General features: G+C 64.0%; 16 protein-coding genes. 12 read left to right on the forward strand and 4 right to left on the reverse strand.

What is annotated here, in order from left to right:
• Positions 1-65: 65 nt before the first annotated feature.
• Positions 66-581: a methylated-DNA--[protein]-cysteine S-methyltransferase gene (locus M5G17_RS03355; protein WP_273891598.1), complete on the reverse strand. Its 516-nt coding sequence runs from the start codon at positions 579-581 to the stop codon at positions 66-68.
• Positions 578-1705 carry a cell division protein ZapE gene (gene zapE / locus M5G17_RS03360; RefSeq protein ID WP_420793329.1) on the reverse strand — a complete coding sequence of 376 codons (1128 nt, stop codon included), beginning with the start codon at positions 1703-1705 and terminating at the stop codon, positions 578-580. The genes M5G17_RS03355 and zapE overlap by 4 nt, the downstream gene beginning before the upstream one ends.
• 259 nt (positions 1706-1964) lie before the next feature.
• Here zapE and M5G17_RS03365 point away from each other — a divergent pair, with 259 nt between their 5' ends.
• From M5G17_RS03365 to M5G17_RS03420, 12 genes are all read left to right on the forward strand, one after another.
• On the forward strand, positions 1965-2453 hold the full coding sequence (locus M5G17_RS03365; protein ID WP_273891636.1) for a Csu type fimbrial protein: 489 nt from the start codon (positions 1965-1967) through the stop codon (positions 2451-2453).
• A gap of 32 nt (positions 2454-2485) precedes the next feature.
• Positions 2486-3013 carry a Csu type fimbrial protein gene (locus tag M5G17_RS03370; protein WP_273891599.1) on the forward strand — a complete coding sequence of 176 codons (528 nt, stop codon included), beginning with the start codon at positions 2486-2488 and terminating at the stop codon, positions 3011-3013.
• Between the two features lie 17 nt (positions 3014-3030).
• Positions 3031-3564: a Csu type fimbrial protein gene (locus tag M5G17_RS03375; RefSeq protein ID WP_273891600.1), complete on the forward strand. Its 534-nt coding sequence runs from the start codon at positions 3031-3033 to the stop codon at positions 3562-3564.
• 33 nt (positions 3565-3597) lie between these two features.
• Entirely contained in the window at positions 3598-4071 is a 474-nt protein-coding gene (locus tag M5G17_RS03380; RefSeq protein WP_273891637.1) for a Csu type fimbrial protein, read from the forward strand.
• A gap of 87 nt (positions 4072-4158) precedes the next feature.
• On the forward strand, positions 4159-4899 hold the full coding sequence (locus M5G17_RS03385; RefSeq protein WP_273891638.1) for a fimbrial biogenesis chaperone: 741 nt from the start codon (positions 4159-4161) through the stop codon (positions 4897-4899).
• Positions 4900-4967: 68 nt separating this feature from the next.
• A complete protein-coding gene (locus M5G17_RS03390; RefSeq protein WP_273891639.1) occupies positions 4968-7295 on the forward strand; it encodes a fimbria/pilus outer membrane usher protein in 2328 nt (775 codons plus the stop codon).
• Complete coding sequence (locus M5G17_RS03395; protein ID WP_273891601.1) at positions 7292-8257, forward strand: Csu type fimbrial protein; 966 nt, start codon at positions 7292-7294, stop codon at positions 8255-8257. The genes M5G17_RS03390 and M5G17_RS03395 overlap by 4 nt, the downstream gene beginning before the upstream one ends.
• A gap of 105 nt (positions 8258-8362) precedes the next feature.
• Positions 8363-9865, forward strand: coding sequence for an APC family permease (locus M5G17_RS03400; RefSeq protein ID WP_273891602.1), 1503 nt, complete (start codon positions 8363-8365; stop codon positions 9863-9865).
• The gene (locus tag M5G17_RS03405; protein WP_273891603.1) at positions 9825-10409 is read left to right on the forward strand and encodes a DUF3156 family protein; all 585 of its coding nucleotides are present in this window, start codon (positions 9825-9827) and stop codon (positions 10407-10409) included. Before M5G17_RS03400 ends, M5G17_RS03405 begins: the two co-directional genes overlap by 41 nt.
• 117 nt (positions 10410-10526) lie before the next feature.
• Positions 10527-11471, forward strand: a complete 945-nt coding sequence (gene feaR, locus M5G17_RS03410) for a transcriptional regulator FeaR (protein WP_273891604.1) — start codon at positions 10527-10529, stop codon at positions 11469-11471.
• 131 nt (positions 11472-11602) lie between these two features.
• Positions 11603-12826, forward strand: coding sequence for a multidrug effflux MFS transporter (locus tag M5G17_RS03415; protein WP_273891605.1), 1224 nt, complete (start codon positions 11603-11605; stop codon positions 12824-12826).
• A 27-nt stretch (positions 12827-12853) separates the two neighbouring features.
• Positions 12854-13510 (forward strand): TetR/AcrR family transcriptional regulator, encoded by a 657-nt coding sequence (locus tag M5G17_RS03420; protein WP_273891606.1) that lies wholly within the window; start codon positions 12854-12856, stop codon positions 13508-13510.
• Here M5G17_RS03420 and M5G17_RS03425 read toward each other — a convergent pair.
• Together M5G17_RS03425 and M5G17_RS03430 are read right to left on the reverse strand one after the other, a co-directional pair.
• Positions 13492-13857 carry a cupin domain-containing protein gene (locus tag M5G17_RS03425; protein WP_273891607.1) on the reverse strand — a complete coding sequence of 122 codons (366 nt, stop codon included), beginning with the start codon at positions 13855-13857 and terminating at the stop codon, positions 13492-13494. The two genes, M5G17_RS03420 and M5G17_RS03425, sit on opposite strands and share 19 nt — an antisense overlap.
• Positions 13858-13891: 34 nt before the next feature.
• Complete coding sequence (locus M5G17_RS03430; RefSeq protein WP_273891608.1) at positions 13892-15190, reverse strand: NAD(P)/FAD-dependent oxidoreductase; 1299 nt, start codon at positions 15188-15190, stop codon at positions 13892-13894.
• Positions 15191-15229 lie beyond the last annotated feature (39 nt).

Below are 15229 nucleotides of genomic sequence, written 5' to 3' on the forward strand. Positions count from 1 at the left end.
CTTGTTCGGAGCATCCCTAGAGCACTGTTCGCATTGCCACCTATCAGTACGTGAGGGTTCGGCTCTTATTCCCGGCCACGACGTTCGTGCTCCAGTAGCCAGCGCTTGCGTTCGAGTCCGCCGCCATAGCCAGTCAGCGCACCACTGCTGCCGACCAGCCGATGGCAGGGGATGGCCAGGCTCACCGGGTTCAAGGCATTGGCCAGGCCCACCGCCCGGGCGGCGGCCGGGTTGCCGAGCGCTGCGGCAATCTGGCCGTAGCTTTGAGTGCTGCCTACCGGAATCGCGCGTAACGCCGCCCACACGCGCTGCTGAAACGGGGTGCCGCCAGCCTCCACGGGTACGCTATCGAATGCCTGCAACTGGCCGCTGCAGTAGGCTTGCACGGCCTCGGCGAGGTCAGCCAGCCCGGCGGTTTCGCGCAGTTGCACATCCGCACCGAAGCGGGTGCGCAGCAGCCGCAGCAGGCGCTTTTCAGGCTCATCGAATTCCAGTGCCAGCAACCGTTGGCCATCACCGACGATCAGCACCTGGCCGATCGGCTCCGGCAGTTGCAGGCGGCGCAGCAGCAGTTCGTTCATGATTCTCGCTCCCAATGATGGGTGGCGCCTGCATCGGCGCTAATTACCTGGCGCAACTGCCCCAGGCGGCTACGGGTGCGCGCAAGGTCACTGGCGCTGCCGTTGAGGCTGTCAGCCAGCGGCCGGCTGCCAATCAGCACCAGGTGCTTGTCCTGATCGTAAAGCACGTCAATCAGGTTGATGAAACGCTGCTGGGCGGCAATCGAGCAGTCTTCAAGCGTCGGCAAGTGCTCGATGATCCAGTAGTCGAAGCGCCTGGCCAGCTCCAGGTAGTCGATCACCGCCGTCGGCTGTTCGCAGAGTTCGACAAAATCAAAACCCACCGTGCGTTGCGCGTGCAACCAGGCCCGCAACTGGCGTTTGCCAACTTCCAGGGTAATCGGTGTTGCACTCGGCTCTGGTAGATGCAAGGCCAGGCGCTGCTCGCGGTTACCCGGCCACAGGTAGTGGCCCTGGCTGAAGCGCTGCTGGCTGGCGGCGCTGGGCAGGCTGCGAAAATCCTGCTCGCCTGTCACCTCCAGCACCAGCATCCGGCTGTTGATCAGGCCAATCACCGGCGCGAAACGCTGGTGATACAGCGGGTTGGGCAACAAGCCTTCAGGGGGGTAGTTGGAGGTCAGCAGTAAAAGCACCTGGCGTTCGAACAAGGCCTGGAACAGCCGGGTGATGAGCATGGCATCGCCGATGTCATGCACGTGAAACTCATCGAAACACAGCACCTGACAGTCTTCGAGCAGCGCATCCAGGGTGTGGGCCAGGGCGTCATCCTGGTGGCGGTGGTCAAACATGCCCTGGTGCAGGCGGGCAAAAAAATTATGAAAGTGCAGGCGCCGCTTGCGGGCCTGGGGCAAGGCCTGGAAAAAACCATCGAGCAGCCAGCTCTTGCCACGCCCGACCGCGCCGTGCAGGTACAGGCTGCGTGCCTGGCCGGTATCAAGCTGCGCCGCCTGGCGGGCCATGTGCTCGATCACTTGCAACTGGCCGGCGCTCAGGGTGTAGCCGCAGGCCTCGGCCCGGGTGCGAAAATCGTGACGGATGCTCGCTGCCAGGCCGTTTGCAAGTGGCGCCGGCTGACGCAAACGCTGGCACAGCGAACGTATCCAGGACGGGGGCAGGGCAGGCAATCCGGGCTCCTCGGGGCGACGGGACTCAAGGGCCAGCTTGAGCGGGGCTGGGTAATTTAACCAATATGATTGAGGCCAGCCAGTGGGCATTCATCGCGGGGCAAGCCCGCTCCTACGGGTAAAACCTGTACGTGGGCTATACATTTCCCTGCGAACTGGCAGGTTTTTCCTTCACTGCTACCCTCAAGGTCAGATCAATCCTGCGTTGAAGGATGACAAGGTGAAGGGACGTTTTCTGGTGACGCTGTGCGGACTGATCATGGTCAGTGCGGCAGGCGCCGCCGATTTCATGGTTGAAGTCAAAGTGGAAGTGCAGCGCGGCTGCGTACTGGTCCACCAGCCCCGTGATGCTGGCGTTCAGGCCCTGGGGGTTCTCGATTTTGGCCGCACCGCGCGCCTGGATGCCCCGGCCGGACCGCTCAGCAGCCAACTGCTGGCCATGCGTCCGCCACGCCTTGAGTGCAACCCCGACACGGCGTATCAGTTGCAGGTCGATGGCGGCCAGCACGGCGGCATTGACGAAGTGCGCTACCTGACCAGCAACCAGCCTGCGGCGCAGCCCATTCCCTACCGTTTGTATCAGGACCCGGCCTGGCGTCAACCGTTGCCGGTCAATGTTGTGCAGCACGCCCGGGTGCCGGATGGCGGCTCGGTGGCGCTGCCGTTGTACGCGCGTATCGATCGTTTGGCCCAGGTGCCGGCGGTGGGGCGTTATACGGATCTGCTCAAAGTCACCGTCACCTGGTAACCGGGGCGGCGCCTGCTAAAGGAACTGGCAGTATGAAACACGTATTGCTGTTGGGCATTGCCCCGATGCTGTTGATCAGCCCCATGACCTTCGCGGCCGTGAGCGGGCAGATCCAGGCGCGCCTGGTGATCAGCAGTGCCTGTCAGATCAGCGGCGATGCAAGCGCTCTGGAAACCTCCGGGGGCGGCGTGCTGGATTTCGGCAGCCAGGGCCCGAGCTGGACCAACCCGCTGCGTTCGGCCATCGAAGAATCAGCCGGCAATGGCAGCCTGCAGGTGCGCTGCAACCCGGCCGTGGGGGCCTTCACCGTCAGTATCAATGGCGGCGCCAACGGCAACGGCGCCACCCGGCGCTTGAGTAACGGCCGCGAACTGATTGCCTATGAGCTGTCTGCCGATCCTTCTGGGCGTGCCCATTACGCCATCGGCCAGAGCCGCAACTTTGCGATCACCAGCGCCGCGCAGATTCCGATTCCGATCTACGGTGCGGTGGTCGCCCATCCCAAGGCGCTGCCGGCTGGCATTTACCGCGACACCCTGATGGTGACCCTGGACTGGTAACACGCAAGGAGTGACTCATGCACCCGAACCTTTCACGTTTGATCTTCGCCGGTGTCGGCCTGGCGCTCGCGGTCCAGGCCCAGGCGGCCACGGTGACCGGCAATATCACCGCCACCCTGACACTGATTGCCAGTTGCCAGGTCAACGGCGGCAGCGGCAGCAGCGGCCTGAACTTTGGTGCGCTGAACTTCGGCACCCAGGATGCACTGTTCGTCAATGCCTCGGGGCAGGTGTTGGGTGGCGGCGGCGGGGCCATGAGCATTCTTTGCTCAAGCGGTACGGTGCCGACTGTCAAAGTGCGAGCAGGCGCCCATGACAGCCAGTCGGCGGGCGGCACGCGGGCGCTGTACGACGGCGTCGCCAACTACGTGCCCTATGACTTCTATACCGACGCCGGGCACAGCACGGTGTTGGCCATCGATGGCACCATCACCTTGCCCACCAGTACCGGTGTGGCCCAGACGGTCAATCTCTATGGCCTGGCCAAGGGCAAGGCGGGGCTGCCGGCCGGTGTGTACACCGACACGGTCGCGGTCGAGCTGAGTTTCTGAGCCGTGACCCGCGGCGTGCCCGCGCTGCTGGCCATGGTTGCCTGCGGCGTGTCGCTGCCGTTGGCGGCGGACACCACCAGCACCTTTCAGGTCAGTGCCACGGTGGCCGCCGGTTGCCTGGTGGTGGGCGGGGTGAGCAACTACGGCAACCTGGATTTCGGCAGCTATTCGGCGCTGTCGAGCAGCAGTGTGACTACCGCCCTGGGCGGTACCACGGTGACCTTGCAATGCACGCCGGGGGTGAGCTTGAGCATGAGTGTCGACGCCGGCCTCAACAGTGCCAGCGGCACGCGCAACCTCAAGCGCAGCAGCGGTACATCGCTGGTGGCCTATGAGCTGTTTCGCGACGCCGGCTTCAGCCAGGCCCTGGGCATCAACCAGAGCGTCGCGGTGAGCTATGGCGATCCGACGGCGATCAAGTTGCCGGTCTACGCCCGCGCGCAACTGACCGGCATCCTGCCGGCCGGCAGCTATACCGATGTGGTGCAGGTGGTGCTGACGTTCTAGGCGCCCGTGGACGATTTCAATCAAAGGAGTGTGTGCATGGAAGTAGGCGCTGGCAGTTCGCGCTTGAGCTACAACGTATTGGCCTGCATGGCGGTGCTGCTGGGCAGTGCACCGCTGCAGGCCGCCACGTCGGTGCTGATCTGGCCGATTGATCCGGTCCTTGAGGCCAACCAGAAAGCCGGTGCGTTGTGGCTGGAAAACCGCGGCGATGCGCCGGCCAACCTGCAGGTGCGGGTCTTCGCCTGGCGCCAGGGTGAGTTCGACGACCAGTATCAGGCCCAGCGCGAGATTATCGGCAGCCCGCCAGTGGCCAATATCGCCCCGGGGCAAAAGCAACTGATTCGCCTGACTCGCACCGGCACTTCGCCGATCGGCCAGGAACAGGCCTACCGGATCATCATCGATGAAATCCCCCCGGCGTTGCCGGCAGCGGCCAGCGCCGACAAGGCCCAGGCGGCGATCCGCTTCCAGATGCGCTATTCGGTGCCGCTATTTGTTTACGGCGAAGGCCTCTGGGGCAAGGCCGATGCCAGCGGCCAGCGCAGTGCCAGTGCCCTTGGCAAGCCGGCACTGAGCTGGCGTCAGGTCTCGGTGCAGGGCAAACCCTATGTGGAAATCCGCAACACCGGCCCTGTGCATGCACGCCTGACCGATGTGGTGCTGCAGCAGGGCGGTCAGAGCCGGCCGCTGGTGGATGGCTTGCTCGGTTATGTGTTGCCCGGCGCGACCATGCGCTGGCCAGCGCCGCAGCCAATGACTGCAGCCTCGGTGCTCAAGGGCCGGGTCAACGGCCAGGAGCCGGCGCAGACCTTGAGCCAGGGCCAATGACGCAGCGCTAGGGGCAAGACAACAGGGGCCAGGGAGGACCCGGTAATGGTCGGATACTGTGTGTGAGCATCTCGTCGGCGCTGCGGGCCTGTGGCCTGACCGTGCTGGGTTGTGGTTCGCTGTTGGCCGGCGAGCTGCCGCCGCCTCCTGCCTCCCTCGAAGCGGTCGCCGATGCGCCGCTGTTCCTGGAACTGGTGGTCAATCAGATGAGCAGCCCTGAGCTGGTCGCGGTGCAGCAGCGCGCCGGACGCCTGTACATGGCCAGTGCCGACCTCCAGGCCGCCGGTATCGAGCTGCCGGGCGAGTACGGCGCCGAAGTGGCCCTGGACAGCATTCCTGGCCTGCACACCGACTACGACAGCCAGGGCCAGCGCCTGGTCGTGCAAGTTCCGCCCAGCTGGCTGCCGACCCAGCGCATCGGCAGCCGTCAGTTGTACCCGGCCAGCGAGGCCCGCAGCAGTTTTGGCGCGCTGCTCAACTATGACCTGTATTTGAACGATACCGACGACGGCGGCCGCTATCTGGCGGCCTGGAACGAACTGCGTCTGTTCGACGGCTGGGGCACGTTGTCGACCACCGGCCAATGGCGCCAGTCGCTGGGCGGCAACGATTTCGCCGGCAGCCAGGAAGGTTTTCGCCGCTACGACACCACCTGGCGCTATACCGACGAAGCGCGCCTGTTGACCCTGGAAGCCGGTGATGTGCTCAGCGGCGCCTTGCCCTGGACCAGTTCGGTGCGCCTGGGTGGCCTGCAACTGTCACGGGACTTCGCCGTGCGCCCGGACCTGGTCACCTATCCATTGCCGGCGTTTGCCGGTGAGGCGGCGGTGCCGTCGTCGGTCGACCTGTTCATCAACGGCTACAAAAGCTCCACCGCCGACCTGCAGCCAGGCCCTTATACCCTGACCAACGTGCCATTCATCAATGGCGCAGGTGAGGCGGTGGTGGTCACCACCGATGCCCTCGGCCGGCAGGTATCGACCACCTTGCCGTTCTATGTCACCAGCAGCCTGTTGCAGAAGGGCCTGGCAGACTTCTCGCTGGCCGCTGGCAGCCTGCGCCGGGACTACGCGATTCGCGACTTTGCCTACGGCCCGGGAGTTGCTGCCGGCAGCCTGCGCTACGGCCTGAGTGACAGCTTCACCCTCGAAAGCCACGCCGAGGCGGCTGAATCCCTGGCCCTTGGCGGGCTGGGCGGTAACTGGCAGGTGGGCAACTGGGGGGTGGTCAACGCCGCCCTGAGCCAGAGCCGCTTCGACAGCCGCAGCGGCCAGCAACTGAGCTTCGGCTACCAGTACAACAGCCAGCGCCTGGGCTTCAATTACCAGCGCCTGCAGCGGCGCGGCGACTATGCCGACCTGTCGCTGGTCGACAGCCCCTACACCCGCCTGAGCCAGCGCAGCGAGCAGGTCACCCTGAGCGTCAACCTCGAGCGTTACGGCAGCCTTGGCGCTGGTTATTTCGATGTGCGCGCTGGCGACAACTCGCGCACCCGCTTGCTCAACCTCAGCTGGAGCAAGCCGCTGTGGGGCAACAGCAGCCTGTACCTGTCGGCCAACCGCGAGATTGGCGACAGCCAGTGGGCGTTGCAGGCGCAACTGGTGATTCCGTTCGACCTGCGTGGCACCCTGAGCTTCAGCGTCGAGCGCAACAAGGACGGCGAGCGCCAGCAACGGGTCAACTACAGCCGCGCAGTGCCCAGCGAAGGCGGGGTCGGCTTCAACCTCGGTTACGCCGATGGCGACCGTCAGGCCTATCGCCAGGCCGACATCACCTGGCGCCTGCAGTCGGTGCAACTGCAGGCCGGCGCCTACGGCAGCAGCGACAGCATGACCCGCTGGGCCGATGCCAGTGGCTCGCTGGTGTGGATGGACGCCGGGATATTCGCCGCCAACCGCATCGACGATGCCTTCGTGGTGGTCAGCACCGCAGGCTTTGCCCAGGTGCCAGTGCGTTACGAAAACCAGCTGATCGGCCGCACCGACAGCAATGGTCACTTGCTGGTGCCCTGGAGCAGCGCCTACTACCGGGCCAAGTACGAAATCGACCCGATGGAGTTGCCGGCCAATGTCCAGTCACCGCAGGTCGAGCAGCGGGTCGCGGTGCGCCGTGGCAGCGGCTACCTGCTGGAGTTCCCGCTGCACCGGGTGGTGGCGGCCAGCATCGTCCTGGTCGATGGCCACAATCAGGTATTGCCCCTGGGCAGCCAGGTACGCCACGAGCAGAGCGGGGCGCTGGCGGTGGTCGGTTGGGACGGGCTGGTGTACCTGGAAGGCCTGGCCGAGGACAACAGTTTGCAGGTACAAATCGCCAATGGCGGCAGTTGTCGGGTGCAGTTCAAACTGGCGCCCGAGCAGGACCAGGTGCCGCTGATCGGCCCGCTGGTGTGCCAATGAAGCGCCTGTTGACGCTCCTGGCACTGCTGACCAGCGCGCAGGCGCAGGCGCTGTGCAGCGTGATCGATACCGCGCCGGCCAGTTTCGGCAGCGTCAGCTCGACCCTGGTACGCAACGCGGTACAGTCAGCCTCGACCCTCAATGGCGGGCTGCAATGCACAGGCTCGCTGGTGAGCCTGCTGGCCAGCGATGATCATTTTTATGCAACCTTCACTCCGCCGGTGGGCAGTACCGGCATGGTCGGGCCCGGTGGCGATGTGATTGCCTACACCCTGTATGCCAACAACACCACCAACTTTGCCATTACCCGTGGCCAACCCTACGACTTTGCCCGCAACGGCATCCTCGATGCCCTGGGCCTGCTCAATGGCACTACGCCCAAGTCGGTGCCGCTCTACCTCAAGAGCCTGACCGGCAGCAACGTCGCCGCGGGGCTCTATCAGGAAACCCTGTCGGTGTACTGGAACATCAGCTATTGCTGGGGGATCGGCATAGGCACTATCTGCCTGGGCCGGCAGAACCTTACCGGCACCACCAGCCTGACGGTGAGCGTAACGGTGACCAACGACTGCCAGATCACCAGCCCCAACATCAGTTTTGGCAGCGCCCCGGTGGTGGCAGGCTTCAGCACGGTCAGCAGCAACGTCAACGTCTCCTGCACCAAGGGCAGCAACTACACCGTGGGCCTGGACGATGGCCAGAACGTTTCCGCCGGGCGCCGGCGAATGAAGTCGGCGGCCAACAACTACCTGGCCTATGACATCTTCAAAAGCGCCGGCAGCGTGCGTTGGGGCAGCCTGACCACGGCCCGGCGGGCCAGTACCGACGCCGATATCAACCCTGGCGCGGGCACCGGCACCGGCAGCCAGATCTTCAACTACAACGCCAAGGTCTACACCGACCAGACCACGCCGCCCGCCGGTAGCTACCTGGACAACGTCATACTCGACGTCCAGTTCTGAGCCTGGCAGCCAGCTACAACCTTTACGGCAGCCACGGGCAAGACGGCCATTGCCGCTGGGGGCAGAGTAGGAGCACTGTCATCCTTCTGCTCGAGGTCTTTTGCCATGTCGCTCAACGACACGCTCAGTGCGCACCTGCATCGCGGCACGGTCGGCTTTCCCACCGCCCTTGCCAGTACCATCGGCCTGATCATGGCAAGCCCGGTGATCCTCACCGCGACCATGGGCTTTGGCATCGGCGGTAGCGCTTTTGCCGTGGCCATGCTGATTGCCGTGGTGATGATGCTGGCGCAGGCGACCACCTTTGCCGAGGCGGCGTCGATCCTGCCGACCACCGGCGCGGTCTACGATTACATCAACTGTGGCATGGGCCGTTTTTTCGCGATTACCGGCACGCTGTCGGCCTACCTGATCGTCCACGTCTTCGCCGGCACCGCTGAGACCATGCTGGCCGGGGTCATGGCCCTGGTGAACTTCGAACACCTCAATACCCTGGCCGAGTCGGCCGGTGGTTCGTGGCTGCTGGGCGTGGGCTTCGTGATCGTCTTTGCCATCCTCAATGCTTTTGGCGTCAGCGCGTTCGGCAAGGCCGAGATCATCCTCACCTTCGGCATGTGGACCACCCTGATGGTCTTTGGCGTACTGGGCCTGGTTGCCGCCCCTGCTGTGGAGTTGGAGGGCTGGTTCGGGGTGTCGCTGGTGGGCACGGACCTGATGACCATCCTTTCGCTGGTGGGTATGGCCATGTTCATGTTCGTCGGCTGCGAATTCGTTACGCCGCTGGCTCCGGATTTGCGCCAGTCGGCCAAAAGCATGCCGCGGGCCATGGCCCTGGGCCTGCTCGGGGTGGCGACGTGCATGTTCATCTACGGCGCGGCGATGAAGCGCCAGGTCGAGAACGTGCTGCTCGATGCCGCCAGCGGCGTGCACCTGCTGGACACGCCCATGGCCATCCCGCGCTTTGCCGAACAGGTGATGGGCGATATCGGCCCGTTGTGGCTGGGCATCGGCTTTCTGTTTGCCGGTGCTGCGACCATCAACACGCTGATGGCCGGGGTGCCGCGGATTCTCTACGGCATGGCCGTCGACGGTGCCTTGCCCAAGGTCTTCACTTACCTGCATCCGCGCTTTAAAACGCCGCTGCTGTGCATCCTCGTCGCCGCCCTGATTCCGTGCCTGCATGCCCTGTGGCTGGGCGGCAACACCGACCGCATCATGCACCTGGTACTGGCGGCGGTGTGCGCCTGGAGCACCGCCTACCTGCTGGTGACGCTGTCGGTGGTGATCCTGCGCATCCGCCGCCCGGACTTGCCTCGGGCCTATCGCTCGCCGCTGTTTCCGTTGCCGCAGATTCTTTCCACCGTCGGTATTGTCCTGGGCATGTGCTTCATCACCCCGCCCGGCATGGACCCTGCCGATATCTACGTGCCCTTTGGCATGATGCTGGGCGGCACGGCGGTGTACGCGCTGTTCTGGACCCTGGTGGTGCAGAAGGTCAATCCGTTCAAGCCGGCCTCGGTAGAAGAGGTGCTGGCGCGCGAATTCGCTCACCAACCGGAGACTGCACATGGCTATTGCCCTGCGCCAACTGTGGCAAAGGCTGTCTGAAAGGGCGCCGGCCGGCTATCGGCCGGGTCTGACCCTGCAGCGGGTGCAGGCCAACCTGGGGCTGGACAGTTTTGTCGTACTTGCTCCGGGGCGGGGCTGCTTCGACTGGGCTGGGCAGAGGGTGCAGGTGCGCGAGCGCTGTGAGGCACAACTGCTGATGCACCTGGTGCTGACCGAGTTCAGCCTGAAACTGCCTGCCAGCGACCAGGGCAACGCCCTCCTGGAGCTGCACCACAGCGGGTCGTTGCGGCGCAGCGGGCTGCGGGTGCGCTTGCTCAGGGGTACACCTGCGCTGCAGGCTGAAGTGCAGGGTCGCCTACAGGCGCACGCGGCCTTGCTGCAGGCGCTGATGCCTCTGGACTTCAAGCGCCTGCGGCTGCACAGGCACGAGGGCCAGTGGACCCTGACCCTTGAACATATCGGCGCCAGCGAGGTGGTCAGCCGCCTGCCGGCCTTTCGTCGCTACATTCGCCTGAGCCCCGAGCAACGCCAGCACCTGCTGGCTGCGCTGCAAGGCCTGGTGGCGCTCATGTCCGGGCTCTGACCCGGCCAGCTGGCATCAAACCTGCTTTCACCCTGGCTGCTTCAAGTACGTTGCGCACACATAGATAACATGTTAACTATTGCTCAACAAAAACAAGATGCCATTGTGGAGGTGCCCATGAGTATCCATCACGCCAGCAGCCCTGCGCTGGAACGCTGGAACGCAACAATGCAGAACATCTGCGGGGTGTACGAGACGGAACTGGCGTTCAACCCTGCGCTGTTCATCGGTGAGATTTCCACCTGGTCGCGCGGCGGCCTGGCCCTCGCCAACCTGCGCACCAATGCCGGGCTGATCCGCCGCAAGGGCCTGAACAGTGACCGCGATAATGATCAGCACTGCTTTCTGGTCAGCCAGCGCACCGGCTTTTCGCAGATCACCCAGAACGGCGTCAGCATCCAGCTGGCACCGGGCGAAATGCTCCTGATGGACGCCGCCGGCGCCTGCGAAATCATGCCCTTCGGCCTGATCGAGCACGCCTCGCTGTCGTTGTCGCGGGCCGAGGTGTGCAAGCAACTGGGTGGCGAGCGCCACACCTTCGGCAAGATCTCCCAGACCCGCGCCTGCGGGCGCATGCTGCACCTGCTGATGGACCAGCTGTGCAAGGAGCAGCATGCAGGGGAAGGCGAGCAGGGCGAGGGCCAGGCCCTGCACAGTGCCTTTTTGTCATTGCTTGGTTCGGCCCTGGAAGACAGCGATGACCTCACGGCGCTGCCGGCGTCACTGCAGGGCGCCAACCTGCGCAGTTATGTGCAGAAAGTCATCGACGACTCCCTCGGCCAGGCCAACCTGACCCCGGTCAGCCTCGCCAACCGCCTGAACATTTCGGTGCGTCACCTCTACCGCCTGTTCGAAGAGCAGGACGACAGTGTCTGCCGCTACATCCAGCGCGCGCGGCTCAAGCGCAGCGCCGCCGACCTGGCCAACCCGGTGCTGCAGCGCGAATCGATCACCACCATCGCCTACAAATGGGGCTTCACCGACTCGGCGCACTTCAGCCGCTCGTTCAAGAAGCAGTTCGAACAATCGCCCAAGGACTACCGCGCCAGTAGCCTGGGCTGAGCATCACGGCATCACCGCTGACTTGACTGCAGGATGCGGTCTGTATAGGCTCGCCCGACCTGGCTACCTACCGATAGGTAGGTTTAGCGAAAAACGCCAACCAGGTCCTGTTTTTATCTGGAATCGAGCCTATGCACAGTGCAGCCTCCACGCCGACCGCCCAGGTCGGCTTTGCCATTTCCCTGGCCCTGATCGGCGCCCTCGGGCCCTCGGCGGTCGACATGTACTTGGCCAGCATGCCGAGCATTGCCAGCGAGTTCGCCACTTCCTATGCTGGTGTGCAACTGACCCTGACTGTGTTTCTCCTGGCCATGGGCGCCGGGCAATTGTTGTTCGGACCGCTGGTCGACACCCTCGGCCGGCGCCGGCCATTGCTCGCCGGCTTGCTGGTGTTCGTCCTCAGCTCCCTGGCTGCTGCTGCCGCGCCAGACCTCCACAGCCTGCTGCTGGCGCGCTTTATTCAGGGCCTGGGTAGCGCCCTCACTCTTGTGGTGATCATGAGCATGGTCCGCGACGTTGCCGAAGGTGCGCGGGCCGCGCAGATCTTCGCCTTGCTGATGACCATCGAGGGCCTGGCCCCGGTGATCGCCCCGGCGTTGGGCGGTTTTGTCGGTGCACACTTTGGTTGGCGGGCGATCATGCTGGTGCTGGCGGCATTGGGGGTGCTGGTGCTGATCAACTCGGCGCTGATGCTCAAGGAGACCTTGCCCCAGGACAAGCGCATGGCCTGGCAACCACGGGAGTTCCTGCGCACTTATGTACGTATCGCCTCTGATCGCCAGTTCCTGCGCCCGGCCCTGGCCTTGTCGGCGGTGTTCTTCTTTCTGTTTGCCTACATCGGGGGTGCGGCCTTCGTCTACCAGCATCATTTCGGCCTGTCGGTGGAGGCGTTTGGCACGTTGTTCGGGGCTACCGGCGTGGCCATTTTGCTCGGCGCCATCACTGCTGGCCGCCTGGTGGCGCGCAAGGGCCTGGTGCGCCTGGCGCGCTGGGGCGCGGCCTGCATGTTGGTCGGTGCTGTACTGGTACTGGCGGGTGCGCTGAGTTCGACGGGGCTGTGGGGCATTGTGGCCGGCATGGCCGTGGCGATGTTCGGCCTGGGCATTGCCGAAGCGACCCTGATGTCCCTGGTGATGTCCTCGCAGAACACGGCGTTGGGCTCTACGGCGGCCTTGCTGGGGGCGTTTCAGTTAATCATTTCGTCGTTCGCCACGCCATTGTCGGGCATCATGGCGCCCTTGGGCGCGGCGCACTGGGCGCTGTTGCTCGGCTGTTCGGCGGTATTCGTCGCCGTGCTGGTGCATGTGAGTACCCGCGATGCCGAGCCGCATCTGCGGGGCCTGGCTGGCCACTGATCCGTTTTGTTTGTGGGAGACACCGCTATGAGAAGCCTGACGCCGTCGGCACAAAAGATCTGCGCGATTGCCGTCGAACAGTTCGCCGAGCTGGGTTATGACGCGTCGTCGCTGAACGATATCGCCGCCGCCGCGGGCATGCGCAAGCCATCCTTGTATGCGCATTTCACCGGCAAGGATGACCTGTTCCAGGTGGTTTACGAGCGAGCGTTGCAGACCGAACATGAGCACCTGGAGGCCTGCTTTGCCGAACAGGTGCCGGCCAGTGAACTGCCAGGGCAGCGCTTTGCCGAACGCTTGCATGAGCGCTATCAGGCGTCGGCGCATCTGCGCTTTATGCTACGCACGGCGTTCTTCCCTCCGAGCGAACTGCGGCCGGTGATCTGTGCCGGGTTCGAGGCGTACCTGGCGCGTTTGGGTGAGTTGTTTGCCCAGGCATTGCGAGGTTATGCGCCGGGGCTCGATGACCAGCAGCAGCGCTTGTATGGCGATGCCTACCTGGGGATCGTCGACAGTTTGAATGTCGAGTTGATCTATGCGGGTGCGGGGGCTTTTGCGCGGCGGTTGGCGGCGCTTTGGTGGATGTTTGGGGAAAGTCTTCGCGGGGCAAGCCCGCTCCCACAGAGTGGCTCTGTGGGAGCGGGCTTGCCCCGCGATGCTGTTAGTCAAACCACCGCAAAGTAATGCTTCACAAAGCTCTCACTGAGAATCTCCCACAACACGGGCGTGCCCTTGCTGACGAACCAGCTGTCACCCTGGCTATAGGTGCGGCTCACCCCCGTTGCTTCATCGGTCAAACGCACACGGCCGGTGACCACCACCGCCTGTTCGTTGAACGGGTAGACCATGCGGAACTTGCCCGTGGTGGTGCCGAAGTAGGCGCTGCTGACCGGGTCGGTCGGGGCGCCGAAGGTCATCTTGCCGAAGGCGCGCACTTCGCCTTCGAGTATTTCCGAGCCCAGGTCGGCAACGGTGCCCCAGGCGTCGAGTTCGCTGAGCGGGATGTTCTGTTTGACGGCAGTCAGGGTCATGGCAGTGTTCCTTGAGGGTTGAATGGAAATGGGTTCAGCGCCGGCCATTCCAGTAGCCGGATAACTGGTGCCAGGATTTGCCAGCGGTCAGCAGCACCGAGCGCAGTTGATCCTTGGCCGGGATGGTGGGGCGTGGCACCGAGCTGATCAGGTCATAGCGCGCCGAGCCTTCGCTCATGCCTTCAGCCAGCACCTTGCAGATGATGTGGCTGGGGGTGACGCCAAAGCCGGAATAACCTTGCACGTAGAAAGCATTGCGCCGACCGGGCAGGGTGCCGATCTGCGGGAACAGGTTGGGGCTGCAGGCCATCGGCCCGCCCCAGGCCAGGTCGATCTTCACGTCCTTGAGGTAGGGGAAGATTTTCAGCATCAGGTTGCGGTTCCAGGCCTTGAGGTCGCGCGGGATATGCTCGACCAGCGGCGTGGCGGCGCCGAACAGCAGGCGGTTTTCGTTGGTGACCCGGTAATAGTCGATCACCGGGCGAATGTCGCTGTAGGCGCCGCGAATTGGGCTGATGCGCTGGATCAGTTCGTCCGGCAGCGGCTCGGTCATCATCTGGAAGGCGTAGGTATTGATGGTCGAGCGGTGCAGTTCCGGTTCCAGTTTGTTGAGGAAGCTGTCGCAGGCCCACAGCAGCTTGCTGGCGGTTACCGAACCGCGCCCGGTACGCACGCGGATGCGTTCGCCGTACTGCACCTGCAGCGCCGGGCTGTTCTCGAAGATGCGCACACCGTGTTCGCTGAGCGCCTTGGCTTCACCGAGCAACAGGTTCAGCGAATGCACATGGCCACCGCCCATGTGCAGCAAGGCGCTGCTGTAGGCGTCGGAGCCGATGATCTGCTTGACCTCGCTACCGCCAAGAAAACGGATTTCGTGCTGGGCGTTGACCGATTTGAAGTCCTTCTCCCAGGCGCGCAGGGTCTTTTCCTGACGGGCATTGAAACCCAGGTAGCCGTAACCGTGGCAGAAGTCGGCATCGATGGCGTATTTGGCGATGCGCTGCTTGATGATGTCAGCGCCCAGGTCGCTGATCTCGAAGATCTGCCGCAGGCCGTCGTCGCCGACGTGTTGCTTGATCTTCTCCAGGTCGTGGCCGATGCCGGCCATGATCTGCCCGCCATTGCGTCCGGTGCCGCCAAAGCCCAGGTAGCGGGCCTCGAGCACGACGATATTGGTGATGCCTTTTTCCGCCAGCTCCAGGGCCGTGTTGATCCCGGAAAAGCCGCCGCCGATGATGACCACGTCGGCGTCCACGTCCTCTTCCAGGGTGGGGAAGCTCAGGTTGTATTTTTTGGTGGCGGTGTAGTAGGTCGGCGTTTCGATGTTGATCATGGCGCAGCCTGAAAAGTGAGGTACTGATGGGCTCTATTA

Origin of the sequence: Pseudomonas rubra (assembly GCF_028656935.1) — a bacterium.
GTDB classification, from domain to species: Bacteria; Pseudomonadota; Gammaproteobacteria; order Pseudomonadales; family Pseudomonadaceae; genus Aquipseudomonas; species Aquipseudomonas rubra.

Coding starts and splice junctions, on each gene's coding strand:
- M5G17_RS03355 (WP_273891598.1), bottom strand. CDS start 581: ATGAACGAACTGCTGCTGCGCCGCCTGCAACTGCCGGAGCCGATCGGC.
- M5G17_RS03365 (WP_273891636.1), top strand. CDS start 1,965: ATGGTCAGTGCGGCAGGCGCCGCCGATTTCATGGTTGAAGTCAAAGTG.
- M5G17_RS03370 (WP_273891599.1), top strand. CDS start 2,486: ATGAAACACGTATTGCTGTTGGGCATTGCCCCGATGCTGTTGATCAGC.
- M5G17_RS03375 (WP_273891600.1), top strand. CDS start 3,031: ATGCACCCGAACCTTTCACGTTTGATCTTCGCCGGTGTCGGCCTGGCG.
- M5G17_RS03380 (WP_273891637.1), top strand. CDS start 3,598: ATGGTTGCCTGCGGCGTGTCGCTGCCGTTGGCGGCGGACACCACCAGC.
- M5G17_RS03385 (WP_273891638.1), top strand. CDS start 4,159: ATGGCGGTGCTGCTGGGCAGTGCACCGCTGCAGGCCGCCACGTCGGTG.
- M5G17_RS03395 (WP_273891601.1), top strand. CDS start 7,292: ATGAAGCGCCTGTTGACGCTCCTGGCACTGCTGACCAGCGCGCAGGCG.
- M5G17_RS03400 (WP_273891602.1), top strand. CDS start 8,363: ATGTCGCTCAACGACACGCTCAGTGCGCACCTGCATCGCGGCACGGTC.
- M5G17_RS03405 (WP_273891603.1), top strand. CDS start 9,825: ATGGCTATTGCCCTGCGCCAACTGTGGCAAAGGCTGTCTGAAAGGGCG.
- feaR (WP_273891604.1), top strand. CDS start 10,527: ATGAGTATCCATCACGCCAGCAGCCCTGCGCTGGAACGCTGGAACGCA.
- M5G17_RS03415 (WP_273891605.1), top strand. CDS start 11,603: ATGCACAGTGCAGCCTCCACGCCGACCGCCCAGGTCGGCTTTGCCATT.
- M5G17_RS03420 (WP_273891606.1), top strand. CDS start 12,854: ATGAGAAGCCTGACGCCGTCGGCACAAAAGATCTGCGCGATTGCCGTC.
- M5G17_RS03425 (WP_273891607.1), bottom strand. CDS start 13,857: ATGACCCTGACTGCCGTCAAACAGAACATCCCGCTCAGCGAACTCGAC.
- M5G17_RS03430 (WP_273891608.1), bottom strand. CDS start 15,190: ATGATCAACATCGAAACGCCGACCTACTACACCGCCACCAAAAAATAC.